Source organism: Streptomyces zaehneri (assembly GCF_032248645.1).
Classification (GTDB): Bacteria; Actinomycetota; Actinomycetes; order Streptomycetales; family Streptomycetaceae; genus Streptomyces; species Streptomyces coriariae.
In genome coordinates, this window is sequence record NZ_JASTTJ010000025.1 from 98,426 (window position 1) to 110,999 (window position 12,574).

14 protein-coding genes are annotated in these 12,574 nt (G+C 72.3%); 5 read left to right on the forward strand and 9 right to left on the reverse strand.

What is annotated here, in order from left to right:
* Window positions 1–56: 56 nt before the first annotated feature.
* Window positions 57–566, reverse strand: a complete 510-nt coding sequence (locus QQM72_RS33015; RefSeq protein WP_314224547.1) for a hypothetical protein — start codon at window positions 564–566, stop codon at window positions 57–59.
* Window positions 567–674: 108 nt separating this feature from the next.
* A complete protein-coding gene (gene miaA / locus QQM72_RS33020; protein ID WP_314224499.1) occupies window positions 675–1,613 on the reverse strand; it encodes a tRNA (adenosine(37)-N6)-dimethylallyltransferase MiaA in 939 nt (312 codons plus the stop codon).
* A gap of 265 nt (window positions 1,614–1,878) precedes the next feature.
* On the opposite strand from miaA, the gene QQM72_RS33025 reads away from it, so the two are divergent.
* Window positions 1,879–2,100: a gliding motility protein gene (locus QQM72_RS33025; protein WP_314224501.1), complete on the forward strand. Its 222-nt coding sequence runs from the start codon at window positions 1,879–1,881 to the stop codon at window positions 2,098–2,100.
* 24 nt (window positions 2,101–2,124) lie between these two features.
* Window positions 2,125–2,394: an antitoxin gene (locus QQM72_RS33030; protein WP_314224502.1), complete on the forward strand. Its 270-nt coding sequence runs from the start codon at window positions 2,125–2,127 to the stop codon at window positions 2,392–2,394.
* A 124-nt stretch (window positions 2,395–2,518) separates the two neighbouring features.
* Here QQM72_RS33030 and QQM72_RS33035 read toward each other — a convergent pair whose 3' ends face one another.
* From QQM72_RS33035 to QQM72_RS33050, 4 genes are all read right to left on the reverse strand, one after another.
* Entirely contained in the window at window positions 2,519–3,235 is a 717-nt protein-coding gene (locus tag QQM72_RS33035) for a class III extradiol dioxygenase subunit B-like domain-containing protein (protein WP_314224503.1), read from the reverse strand.
* A 60-nt stretch (window positions 3,236–3,295) separates the two neighbouring features.
* Entirely contained in the window at window positions 3,296–4,825 is a 1,530-nt protein-coding gene (gene miaB, locus QQM72_RS33040) for a tRNA (N6-isopentenyl adenosine(37)-C2)-methylthiotransferase MiaB (RefSeq protein WP_314224504.1), read from the reverse strand.
* 88 nt (window positions 4,826–4,913) lie between these two features.
* Window positions 4,914–5,612: a response regulator transcription factor gene (locus QQM72_RS33045; RefSeq protein ID WP_314224505.1), complete on the reverse strand. Its 699-nt coding sequence runs from the start codon at window positions 5,610–5,612 to the stop codon at window positions 4,914–4,916.
* On the reverse strand, window positions 5,612–6,592 hold the full coding sequence (locus QQM72_RS33050; protein WP_314224506.1) for a sensor histidine kinase: 981 nt from the start codon (window positions 6,590–6,592) through the stop codon (window positions 5,612–5,614). Before QQM72_RS33050 ends, QQM72_RS33045 begins: the two co-directional genes overlap by 1 nt.
* A gap of 352 nt (window positions 6,593–6,944) precedes the next feature.
* Between QQM72_RS33050 and QQM72_RS33055 the strand changes: the two genes are divergently transcribed.
* Window positions 6,945–7,430: a cation:proton antiporter regulatory subunit gene (locus QQM72_RS33055; protein WP_314224507.1), complete on the forward strand. Its 486-nt coding sequence runs from the start codon at window positions 6,945–6,947 to the stop codon at window positions 7,428–7,430.
* A 4-nt stretch (window positions 7,431–7,434) separates the two neighbouring features.
* Window positions 7,435–8,658 (forward strand): cation:proton antiporter, encoded by a 1,224-nt coding sequence (locus QQM72_RS33060; RefSeq protein ID WP_314224508.1) that lies wholly within the window; start codon window positions 7,435–7,437, stop codon window positions 8,656–8,658.
* Window positions 8,659–8,912: 254 nt separating this feature from the next.
* Here QQM72_RS33060 and QQM72_RS33065 read toward each other — a convergent pair whose 3' ends face one another.
* Window positions 8,913–9,320, reverse strand: coding sequence for a pyrophosphohydrolase domain-containing protein (locus QQM72_RS33065; protein WP_314224509.1), 408 nt, complete (start codon window positions 9,318–9,320; stop codon window positions 8,913–8,915).
* A 99-nt stretch (window positions 9,321–9,419) separates the two neighbouring features.
* Between QQM72_RS33065 and QQM72_RS33070 the strand changes: the two genes are divergently transcribed.
* Entirely contained in the window at window positions 9,420–10,418 is a 999-nt protein-coding gene (locus QQM72_RS33070; RefSeq protein WP_314224510.1) for a TAXI family TRAP transporter solute-binding subunit, read from the forward strand.
* A gap of 9 nt (window positions 10,419–10,427) precedes the next feature.
* Here the strand turns inward: QQM72_RS33070 and QQM72_RS33075 are convergent, their stop codons facing one another.
* Window positions 10,428–11,834, reverse strand: coding sequence for a sensor histidine kinase (locus QQM72_RS33075; RefSeq protein ID WP_314224511.1), 1,407 nt, complete (start codon window positions 11,832–11,834; stop codon window positions 10,428–10,430).
* 12 nt (window positions 11,835–11,846) lie between these two features.
* On the reverse strand, window positions 11,847–12,533 hold the full coding sequence (locus tag QQM72_RS33080; protein WP_314224512.1) for a response regulator transcription factor: 687 nt from the start codon (window positions 12,531–12,533) through the stop codon (window positions 11,847–11,849).
* Window positions 12,534–12,574 lie beyond the last annotated feature (41 nt).

Genomic DNA, 12,574 nt, shown 5'->3' on the forward strand with positions numbered 1-12,574 from the left:
GCCGGTGAGCACGCGCCCGTGGGGCTCAGTGCCGGTGGACAGCGCGCGCGTGGAGCTCAGCGCAGCCGGGCGACCCGCCCGACGGCCAGGGCGACCACCGCGGCGACCAGCACGACGTACGCGAGGACGACCCGCCAGTCGGGACGGCGCCCGGAGCCGCGCTGGGGCAGACCGGGCCACGTGTAACCCACGCGGCGCGCGGCCGTCATGCCCCAGCCGGCCGCGCAGAGGCAGATCAGCAGCCCGAGCATGGCGATCATGGCGCCGCTGTCACCGAAGTCGAAGGCCAGCGGGAAGGCGAACATCAGGGAGCCGCCTGCGGCCAGCGCCACGATGGGCGCGAGCTGCCAGATCCGGAGCCGGCGCTGCGGGCGCAGCTCGACCTCGACCTCGGGTCCGCCCGCGAACATCTCCTCGGGCTCGGGACCGTCGTCGCTCACGCCGTCCCGGGTGTCGTCCTCGTCCGGCCCGTCGGGGCTCAGACGGCCTTCCTCGGGCTCCGGTTCACCACGCTCGGTAGTGAGGTGCTCGGTGCCTTTTGCGGTGTCGCGAGGGCCGGCCTCCATCGCCACGCGCCCTCCCAACTCGGACTCCACTTGGTCGATCGAAGCTCGATGATGGCACGGCGTCGGACGCCCGGATGACGGCCTGGGCGTCCCGATGCCATGACGTGATCAGGCTGTGACCGGTCGTTCCACCAACGCCAGCGCGAGCTCCGGAAGTTCTGTGAGGTCAGCCGCGGCCCCACTCAGCCAGTGCACCCGCGGATCGCGCCTGAACCACGAATCCTGACGGCGCGCGAAGCGCTTGGTGGCACGGACCGTCTCCGCGCGCGCCTCGTCCTGCGTGCACTCGCCGGTCAGGGCGGTGAGGACCTGCTGGTAACCGAGCGCGCGCGAGGCCGTGCGCCCCTCACGCAGGCCTCGCGCCTCCAGCGCGCGGACCTCGTCCACCAGCCCCGCGTCCCACATCCGGTCGACGCGGCGGGTGATGCGCTCGTCGAGTTCGGGGCGAGCCACGTCGACGCCGATCTGGACGGTGTCGTAGACCGAGTCGTGACCGGGCAGGTTGGCCGTGAAGGGCTTGCCGGTGATCTCGATCACCTCGAGGGCCCGCACGATACGGCGGCCGTTGCCGGGCAGGATGGCGTGCGCGGCCTCGGGGTCGGCGGCGGCCAGCCGGGCGTGCAGCGCACCTGAACCGCGCAGCGTGAGCTCCTCCTCCAACCGGGCCCGGACCTCGGGGTCCGTGCCGGGGAACTCCAGGTTGTCGACGGCGCCACGGACGTACAGCCCGGAGCCGCCGACGAGGATCGGCCAACGGCCCTCGGCGAGCAGGGCGTCGATCCTTTCCCGGGCCAGCCGCTGGTACTCGGCGACGGAGGCGGTCTCCGTCACGTCCCAGACGTCCAGGAGGTGGTGCGGGACGCCGCCGCGCTCCTCGGGCGTCAGCTTGGCGGTACCGATGTCCATCCCTCGGTAGAGCTGCATGGAGTCGGCGTTGACGACCTCGCCGCCGAGCCGCTGGGCCAGGAAAACGCCCAGATCGGACTTTCCGGCCGCGGTCGGTCCGACGACGGCGATGACGTGGGGGACGGGGGGTGCGCTGCTCACGGCACCAGTCTCGCAAACCCCGGCCACCACCCTCGAACGAGTTACGTGACAGCGCCGGTCCGAGGTCGTTGCCCGTTGCGAGATTCCCGTCACCCTTCGCGGGGGCGGTGACCCCGGTGACGCGGACGGACGCACCGGTCAACGCGGGATTTCGCCCGCACGAGTACCGTATGGAGTGGATATGGGCGTATTGGCGCGAATTTTCCGGAGGTCGAAGGCGACGGCGGAGGCGGCGAGCGCCGCCGACGCATGGATCGGAACTCCGGTGGACGGCGTCGAGGCGGAGCGGACGGGCGAGCCGACGTCGGCGCGGGACTCGGTCGATGCCGAGGTCGAAGCCGAGAAGGCCGGGAACGCCGCCGAGCCGGAGACGGAAAAGACGACGGAACCGGCTGCCGTCGCCGGCACCGACGGGGTCGAGATTCCCCGGCAGCAGTCCGCCGAAGAGGCGGCCGACAGCGAAGCGGGCGAAGGCGCCCGCGCGTAGCGGAACCCGCGAGGAAGGTGCCCCATGCGTCTTTTGGACAGTTTGAAGGCCAGACTCTCCCCGGCCAAGGGCAAGGTCTCCGACCTGGCGCAACAGCATGGGGACAAGGTCCAGCACGGTCTCGACAAGGCCGCGAAGGTCGTCGACGAGAAGACCAAGGGCAAGTACAGCGACCGGATCCAGTCGGGCACCGGCAAGGCCAAGGGCGCCATGGACCGGCTCGCGCACAAGGACGGACCCGCCGGGGGCGGCGACACCTTCACCCCGCCGAACACTCCCCCGCCGGCCTCCTGAGCAACACCTCACGCCGGCCCATCGATCGGCGGACGGCCGCGCGGCGCGGACGCTCGCGGCCGTCCGCCGTTCGCCCGGTCGGCGCCGCTCGGCCGGGCGCCGCAGGACGCCGCCGTCCGGCCGCCTACGACCAGGTCGCGACCACGTATCCCACCCCGTAGGGCGCGTCCTCGTAGAGCAGCGCGCCCGCCAGTCCGGCGTCCTCGGCCGCGCCAGCCAGCACCTGCCATGGTGCCCGGCCCGAGGCCTTGAGCTCGTACGCCAGCTCGGCGTCGAGCGCTTTGAGGGCCTCGATGTCCGCCGTGCCGAGCGCCCGCGCGACTTCGGCGTCGAACGGTGCCGCGCGCTGGTCGAGGTAGCCAGGCGCCTTCAGCGTCCGGCACGCGCTGGCGTCACCCATGACCAGGAGCGCGACCCGATCCGCCGCCGCGCCGATGCCCCTGCCGACGTCGACGCACCGGTCGGCCGCGAGCGGTTCCCCGACGCCGAGTCCCTCGACGGGGGCGGCCGACCACCCCGTCCGGTCGAGCAGCCACGCGGCGACGGCGAGGGACGGCGGCAGTTCGCGTGCCGGCGGCGGGTCCCCGCCGCCCCGGCCCAGCCGTACGACGAGATCCACCCCGAAGCCGGCGAACGAACCCCGGCCGCCCTCCGGGTGCGGGCCACGCCCGGACTGCCCGGCCGGCCCGACTACCACGAGCCGGTCCGGCCGGGCGGCGGCCAGCACGGCCAGCGCGTCCGAGCAGGCGGCTCGCGCGGTGTCCAGCTCGGCAGCGGCGCCCGCGGCGACCTCGGGCACCAGCAGGGGCGGACAGGGACAGACTGCGGCGGCGACAAGCATGACCGGCAGGGTAACCCCGTACCGGAACCACGGGGGCACCGACCAGGCGTTGCGTCGCCGTCAGTCGCAGCCGCAGCCGCTGCCCGTGGCCACCGGCAGCGGCGCGGGCACGCCGATCCCGGGCAGGCCGAGCAGGACGCCGGCCGGCTTCGCCGCCTTCTCGGCGGTGCGCTTCTCCCAGGCGTCCCCCGCGCGCGTGCGGCGCACTTCCAGGACGGGGCCCTCGGCCAGCAGGTGGTGCGGGGCGGCGTACGTCACCTCGACGGTCACGACGTCGCCGGGGCGCACCTCCTGCTCCGGCTTGGTGAAGTGGACCAGCCGGTTGTCGGCGGCGCGGCCGGAGAGGCGGTGGGTGGCGCCGTCCTTGCGGCCCTCGCCCTCGGCCACCATCAACTCCAGGGTGCGGCCGACCTGCTTCTTGTTCTCCTCCCAGGAGATCTCCTCCTGAAGGGCGACAAGACGCTCGTAGCGCGCCTGCACGACCTCCTTGGGAATCTGGTTCTCCATGGTCGCGGCCGGGGTGCCGGGGCGCTTGGAGTACTGGAAGGTGAACGCCTGCGCGAAACGGGCCTCGCGGACCGCGTGCAGGGTCTGCTCGAAGTCCTCCTCGGTCTCGCCGGGGAAGCCCACGATGATGTCGGTGGTGATCGCCGCGTGCGGGATGGCGGCCCGCACCTTCTCGATGATCCCCAGGTAGCGCTCCTGCCGGTACGACCGGCGCATCGCCTTCAGGACCGTGTCCGAGCCGGACTGGAGGGGCATGTGCAGCTGCGGCATCACGTTGGGCGTCTCGGCCATGGCCGCGATGACGTCGTCGGTGAAGTCACGCGGGTGCGGGGAGGTGAAGCGGACGCGCTCCAGGCCCTCGATCGCGCCGCACGCGCGGAGCAGCTTGCTGAAGGCCTCGCGGTCGCCGATGTCGGAGCCGTAGGCGTTGACGTTCTGGCCGAGCAGGGTGATCTCGGAGACGCCCTCGCCGACCAGCGCCTCGATCTCGGCGAGGATGTCGCCGGTACGGCGGTCCTTCTCCTTGCCCCGCAGGGCCGGGACGATGCAGAAGGTGCAGGTGTTGTTGCAGCCGACGGAGATCGACACCCACGCCGCGTAGGCGCTCTCGCGCCGCGTCGGCAGGGTGGACGGGAACGCCTCGAGCGACTCGGCGATCTCGACCTGGGCCTCTTCCTGCACGCGCGCGCGTTCCAGCAGGACCGGGAGCTTGCCGATGTTGTGCGTGCCGAAGACGACGTCCACCCAGGGCGCCCTCTTCACGATGGTGTCGCGGTCCTTCTGGGCGAGACAGCCGCCGACCGCGATCTGCATCCCGGGCCGGCTCGCCTTCCTCGGCGCGAGCCGGCCGAGGTTGCCGTAGAGGCGGTTGTCGGCGTTCTCGCGCACCGCGCAGGTGTTGAAGACGACGACGTCCGCGTCACCGTCGGACCCCTCGGGGGCGCGCACGTAGCCGGCTTCTTCGAGCAGCCCGGACAATCGCTCGGAGTCATGGACGTTCATCTGGCACCCATAGGTGCGGATCTCGTAGCTCTTGGGTGTGTGAACGTCCACTGCGAGGCTCCGGTCGCTGCTGCTGGTCATGGCTCAAGGGTAGGCGCTCCCCGAAGAACGCCCGCCCGTCCGGCCTCCTCTGCGCCCTCCACCGCCAGCCTCTCAGGGCGTCAGGGCGTCAGGGGTCGATGAGGCCCGCGCGGATCGCGTAGCGGGTGAGCTCCAGGCGGTCGCGCATGCCGAGCTTCTGCAGGAGGTTGGCGCGGTGCCGTTCCACCGTCTTGGCGCTGATGAACAGCAGCGCGCCGATCTCCCTGGACGTGTGCCCCTCCGCGACGAGCTTGAGGATCTCCTCCTCGCGCTCGGTGATGGGCCGCTCGGGCAGCCCGTCGACACCGCCGCCGCGGTGCAGCCGGTCCAGGTACGAGCGGACCAGGGCCCGCTCCGCGCCCGGATAGATGAACGGCTCGTCCCGCACCACCGCCCGGCACGCCTCGACCAGGTCCCGGTCGGCGACCGACTTCAGGACGTACCCGCCGGCGCCGGCCTTCAGCGCCTCGAAGAAGTACTGCTCGTTGTCGTACATCGTCAGGATGAGGATGCGCAGGGCCGGAAGGCGACGGGAGAGTTCACGGGCCGCCTGAAGACCGGTCATCCGGGGCATGGCCACGTCGAGGACGGCCAGGTCGATGTCCCCGGCCCGAGCGCGCTCGACCGCCTCGGCGCCGTCCCCGGCCTCGGCGACCACCGTCAGGTCGGGCTCGCCGTCCAGGATGAGCCGTACCCCCCGGCGTACGAGGGTGTGGTCGTCGGCGAGCAGGACGCGCGTCGCGGACAGCCCCGAACCGGACGCGGCCGGTGCTGTGCCGTCCGCCATCAGCGGCCTCCCACAGGGGCCGCCACGGCCGCCCGGCCGGCCCGCGCGGCCGCCCGCAGCCGTATGTCCGTCCCGCCGCCGTCGGTCCTGGACGACACCGTGAGGGTCGCGCCGATCAGCAGGGCCCGCTCCCGCATCCCCCGGATCCCGGCGCCCTCCCCGGCAGTCGGGCCCAGACCCCGCCCGTTGTCCTGTACGAGGAGCTCGACGCCGTCGGTGACCGGGCGCAGGCTCAGCTCGGCGCGGTCGGCGCCGGAGTGCCGGGCGGTGTTGGTGAGGGCCTCCTGGGCCACGCGGTAGAGCACGAGTTCCGTCTCCTCGGTCAGCGGGGGCAGGCCGGTGCGAAGGTCGTGGCGCACCGTCAGTCCATGGGTGGTGAACTCGCCCGCGAGCGAGCGCAGGGCGCTGAGCAGCCCGAGTTCGTCGAGGACTCCCGGGCGCAGCCGACGGGCGATGCGGCGGATCTCGTCGAGACCGGCCCGGGTGGCCTCCTGCGCCTGGCCCAGTTCCTCGCGCAGGTCCCGCGGGGCCCGGTCGGCAACCCGCTTGAGCTGGAGCAGCACGGCGGTGAGGGTCTGACCGACCTCGTCGTGGAGTTCACGGGCGATGCGGTGGCGCTCGCGTTCCTGGGCGGACAGCGCCCCGGCCGCGCTGGCGGCGCGCTCGGCCTCCAGCCGGTCCAGCATGGCGTTGTACGTCGTGATCAGCTCGGCCGTCTCCACCGGTCCCGACACCACGGCACGGGCCCCGGGGTGCAACAGGTCGGCGTCGGCCATGGCGCGCCCCAGCCGCCCCAGCGGGGCCAGTCCTACGCGCAGCACGACCGCGTTGACGGTCAGCAGCGCGGCCAGACCCGCGACCACGACGAGCACCTCGCCCGGCAGTATGGGCGTGGAGACGGTGACCGGGCCCAGCAGCAGCGCGGCCGCGACGATCAGACCGACGGCGTCGAGCACGAAGATCCGCCAGAACAGTGACATGTGCGCAGCTCCTCCTTGCCCCACTCGCCCTACTTGCCCTACTTGCCTGACTCGACTGTCTCGACTGTCTCGACCGACTCGCTTGTCGCGTGCGTCTCGCCTGTCGTGTCGGGCCGGCTCGTCGCGCCCGTCCCGCCTTTCGTTTCCGTCCGGCTGGTCCCGTGCGGCTCGTGCCGCACCTCCGCCCCTCCATGGCACTGCCGTGACCAGCCTCTCCGCCCACCGCCGGCCCTGTCCATCCGTCACGACACCCATGTCGTCACCGTACGGGGGAATGGCAGCATGACGGTTTTGGGCACTCGTCCCAGACGTCGCAGGAAACGACCAGCAACGACCAGCAAGGGGAAGAAACGTGTCTGCTCCACGCCTCCGGACGACACCGCTACCAGGCATCGGAGTCCAGTACGACCTCGTGACGCGGGAGCAGCGCCACCTGTCCGTGGTGGCCCACCGCGACGGCACACGGACGGTCGGCCTCTACCAGGCGGACGACCCCGACTCCTGCGCCCATTCCCTGCGGCTGACCGGTGCCGAGGCGGGCTCGCTGATCGACGCGCTGATGCCTTCCCACCACAGCGCGAGCCTGCTGTACACGACGGACCTGGGGCTGGTCGCCGAGCGCATCGAGGTCGCGGCCGCCTCGCGCTGGAACGGACGGCTGCTGGGCGATACCCGGATGCGCACGGAGACCGGCACCTCCATCGTCGCGGTGCTGCGGCGGGCCGAGGCGATCCCGTCCCCGACACCGGACTTCCGTCTCGCGGGCGGCGACACCCTCATCGTCATCGGCACCCGCGAAGGTGTGGACGCGGCCGCGGCCATACTCGGTCGGGAGTGATCGAGTGCACTCCGCGGTCCTGCTGATCGAGTTCGGTTCCATCATCCTCGGCCTCGGCCTGCTCGGCCGGTTCGCCGCCCGTTTCCGGTTCTCGCCGATCCCGCTGTACCTGCTGTCCGGTCTGGCCTTCGGCGAGGGCGGGCTGCTGCCGCTCGGCGCGAGCGAGGAGTTCGTCGCCACCGGCGCCGAGATCGGCGTCATCCTGTTGCTGCTGATGCTGGGCCTGGAGTACACGGCCAGCGATCTGGTCTCCAACCTCAAGGCCCACTATCCGGCCGGTCTCGTCGACTGCGCCCTCAACGCCCTGCCGGGCGCGGCCGCCGCGCTGCTGCTGGGCTGGGGGCCGGTGGCGGCCGTGGTGCTCGCGGGCGTCACCTGGATCTCCTCGTCCGGGGTGATCGCCAAGGTGCTGGGCGACCTGGGCCGGGTCGGCAACCGGGAGACTCCGGTGATCCTCAGCGTGCTGGTCCTCGAGGACCTGGCCATGGCGGTCTACCTGCCGATCGTCACCGCCCTGGTGGCCGGGGTCGGGCTGGCGGCCGGCAGCATCACCCTGGCGATCGCGCTGGGCGTCGCGGGGCTCGTGCTGTTCGCGGCGGTGCGCTACGGCCGGGTCATCTCCCGGTTCGTGTCGAGCGACGACCCGGAGAAGCTGCTGCTCGTCGTGCTGGGGCTCACCATCCTGGTCGCCGGCGTGGCGCAGCAGCTCCAGGTGTCGGCGGCCGTGGGGGCGTTCCTGGTGGGCATCGCCCTGTCCGGAGAGGTCGCCGAAGGCGCGCACACGCTGCTGAGCCCGCTGCGCGACCTGTTCGCCGCCGTCTTCTTCGTCTTCTTCGGGCTGCACACCGACCCGGCGAGCATCCCTCCCGTCCTGCTGCCCGCCCTCGCGCTGGCCGTCGTCACCGCCGCGACCAAGATCGCCACCGGCTACTGGGCGGCCCGGCGGTCCGGCATCTCGGTCAAGGGGCGCTGGCGTGCGGGCGGCGCGCTGGTGGCGCGCGGGGAGTTCTCGATCGTCATCGCGGGGCTGGCGGTGACCGCGGGGATCGAGCCCTCTCTCGGACCGCTGGCCACGGCGTACGTCCTGATCCTGGTCGTGCTGGGCCCGCTGACCGCCCGCTACACGGAGCCACTGGCGGCCTGGTGGGCGCGGCGCCGGACACCCCCCGACCACGGCACCACCGAGCGGCTTCCCGAGGCCAGGACGCAGACGGCGGTGCGCGACTGAGGCGTACCACGGGAATGCGCCACGGGGCGCGGTGGGCGCCCGGACCGCACCCGGCACGGTCACCGGCACCGACTCGGTGTTCGAAGCCGACGGTTCCCGGGCCGCGTACGGCGGTGTCGAACCGAGCGGCACCCTGCGGCTGCGGCTGAGGGTCTTCGGCACGCCGGTGTTCCGGCGGGACATCCGCTGGGCGCGCTGCACCGGGAGTGGAAGCAGGCGGGCGGCGGGTCACCCGCCTGAGCGGTCCACCGGATTCAGGCCGCGCCGCCGGGGTTCCAGCCCTGGCGGCGCAGCACGGCGGACACGTCCGGTATCTCGTAGTGCTCCCCCTTGAGGACCTTGCCGTCGGCACGACGGGCGACCCGGCCGTCGGGGCCCAGCTTCGTCATGTTGGACCGGTGGATCTCGGCGAGCACCGCGTCGAGGTCGATCCCGTGCACCAGGGCCGTGCCGTAGGCGACGTAGACGACGTCGGCCAGCTCGTGCGCGAGCCGGTCCAGCGGGCCGCTCACCGACACCTCGGCGACCTCCGCCGCCTCCTCGGCGAGGAGCTCGCCACGGTGCGCGGCGAGGCCGGGCGACACCTCCGTCGGCGTGCTGCGGGCGTCGAGCCCGAAGGCGCGGTGGAACTCACGGACCAGTTCGGCGGGCGAGGAACTCATGCACCGACTGTAACGACGGGCACCGACACTGCGGCCCGGAACCGGCCCTGTGAGCCCCGCCCTGGTCAGCACGGCGTTCCGGCTGGCAGGATCGCGCCCATGTCCCCGTCGCTCTCCCGTATCGGCAGGCGCCGTGCCCTCCAGGGCACGGCCGCCGGTGTCGTCGTCCTCGGGCTGCTGCTGTGGTGGCTGCTGCCGCTGGGCGAGGACCCGCCGAGCGGGTCGATCACCTTCAGCACGGGCACGACGAGCGGCGTCTACTACGAGTACGGCAGCCGCCTGCGCGCGGAGCTCGCCCGGGACATGCCGGACCTGGACGTGAAGCTGTCGACCAGCAACGGATCGCAGGAGAACGTCGCGCGCGTGGCGACCGGCGAGGCCGACTTCACCATCGCCGCGGCCGACGCCGTGGAGACGTACGAACGGCAGCATCCAGGCTCGGCCGCCCGGCTGCGCGGGGTGGCCCGCCTGTACGACGACTACGTCCAGCTCGTGGTGCCGCGTGACTCCGATGTCCGGTCCGTCGCCGACCTGCGGGGCAGGACCGTGGCGACCGGGCTGCCCCGCTCGGGCGTGCGGCTGATCGCCGAGCGGGTGCTCAAGGCGGCGGGCCTGGACCCGGCGAAGGACATCAAGGCGGTGTCGCAGGGCATCGACACCGGCCCCGAGGAGCTGAAGAAGGGCAAGATCGACGCCTTCTTCTGGTCCGGCGGGGTGCCCACGGCCGGGCTGGAGAAGCTGGCCGACTCCTTCACCTTCCGGTTCGTGCCGATCGGCCCCGACCTGGTCGCCAAGATGCACGACCAGGACGACTCCACCGGGTTCTACCGGGCCACGAACATGCCGGAGTCGGCGTACCCCACCATCCAGAACGGCTCGACCGTGGCGACGATCGCGGTGTCCAACCTGCTGATGACCCGGACGGACATGGCTCCCCGGCTCACCGAGTGGCTGACCCGGACCGTGATCAAGAGCCGGGACGGCATCGGCGCGCATGTGCACTCCGCGCAACTGGTCGACCTGCGTACGGCCATCTACACCGACCCGTTGAAGCTGCACGAGGGCGCCCGGCGCTACTACCGCTCCGTCAAGCCGTAGGACTCCCGGCTACGACGTCGGCGACCTCGGCACCGACACGGTCGCCGTCAGTCCACGCGGCTGGTGATGGTCGTACGAGAGGGAGCCGCCGCCCGCCGCGAGCAGGGACCGGGAGATGGACAGGCCGAGGCCCGAGCCCTTGATGTTCTGGTGACGGCCGCTGCGCCAGAAACGGTCGCCCACGCGGGTCAGTTCCTCGTCGGTCAGCCCGGGGCCGTTGTCGGTGACGACGACGGTCGAGGTCTCGCCGTCGGCCGTGACCGTGACCGTGACGCTCTCTCCCTCCGGGGTGAACTTCACCGCGTTGTCGATCACGGCGTCCAGCGCGCTGGACAGCGTCACCGGGTCGGCCCATGCCGTGGTGGGCGGGCAGTCGCCGACCAGCCGGACGCCCTTGGCCGCGGCGGTGGGCGCCCAGGCGGCCACGCGCTCGGCGGCCAGCGCGCCGATGTCGGTGACCCGCAGGTCGGCCTCCGCGTGCTCGGCCAGGGCCAGGTCGAGCAGGTCGTCCAGGACCTGGGCCAGGCGCTTGCCCTCGTTCTGGACGGAGGCGATCTCCTCGTTGCCCTCAGGGAGTTCGTACCCGAGCAGTTCGATACGCAGCAGCAGTGCGGCGAGCGGGTTGCGCAGTTGGTGCGAGGCGTCGGCGACGAAGGCGCGCTGCTGCTCCAGCACGTCCTCGACGTTGTCCGCCATCTCGTTGAACGCCCCGGCCAGCCGCCGGAGTTCCGGGGGCCCGCCGGCCACCGCGACCCGGGACTTCAGGCGGCCGCTCGCGATCTCGTGGGTGGTGGCGTCCAGGACCCGCACCGGCCGCAGCACCCAGCCGGTCAGCCGCAGGGCGGCGCCGATGGCCAGCAGCATCGCGGCGATCTCGCCCGCGCCGACCACCAGCCAGCCGTGCAGGATCCGCGACCGCATCGGCCCGGTGGGCGAGTCGGTGACGACGACGGCGACGACATCACCGTCCCGGATGACCGGCGACGCCACGACGAGCCGGTTGCGCTGCCATGGCCACACCTGCCGGGGGTCGTGGCTGCGACGGCTGAGCAGAGCCTCCTCGAAGGCTTCCCGCACCTCCCCCGTTTCAGGGAGGTACCAGTCCCTCGGGGCATGAGCCATGGGGGTGTCGGTGCCGTAGAAGACACCGGCACGAATGCCGTAGACGTCGTAGTAGCTGTCGAGCTCCCGGCTGAGCGTCGCGCGTCGCTCGTTCGTGGCCGACGCGGAGTCGTTGACGCCCGACGAGGCGGTGACGAACTGGGCGAGCGCCGCGAACCGCGCGGTGTCGTCGATGCGGTCGACGACGACGTTCTGCTGCTGGGCGCCCGCCACGCTGACGGCCAGCGGCACCCCGAGGGCCAGCAGTACGGCCGCCATCAGCACGATGAGCAGCGGCAGGAGACGTGTACGCAACCGAGGTCCCCGCTACGCGCCCGGGGCGACGAGCCGGTAGCCGACGCCGCGCACGGTCTCGATCAGCGCGGGCATGCGCAGTTTGGCGCGCAGCGAGGCCACATGCACCTCCAGGGTGCGCCCCGTTCCCTCCCAGCTGGTGCGCCACACCTCACTGATGATCTGTTCCCGGCGGAAGACCACACCGGGACGCTGGGCGAGCAGCGCCAGCAGGTCGAACTCCTTGCGGGTCAGCTGGACGACCGCGCCGTCCACGGTGACGCGCCGGGTGGGCAGTTCGATGTGCACGGGGCCCAGGAGCAACGCGTCCTCCCCGCCGGCCTCCGTGTCCTCGTGGACGGTGCGGCGGCTGACGGCGTGGATACGGGCGAGCAGTTCCCCGGTGTCGTACGGCTTCACCACGTAGTCGTCGGCGCCCAGGTTGAGGCCGTGGATGCGCGAGCGCACGTCGGAGCGGGCGGTCACCATGATCACCGGCGTGGCGGTGCGCTTGCGGATCTTGCCGCAGACCTCGTACCCGTCCTGGTCGGGAAGGCCCAGGTCGAGGAGCACGACCCCGAAGCCGGGGCCCTCCGGGACGAGCGCCTGGAGGGCCTCCTCGCCACTGCGCGCATGGGTGACGTCGAAGCCGTGCCGCTTCAGGACCGCGGACAGCGCGGCGGCGACGTGGTTGTCGTCCTCGACGAGCAGCAGTCTCATGCCGGCCTCCTCCGGTTCATCGGGCATACGGTCTGACTCAC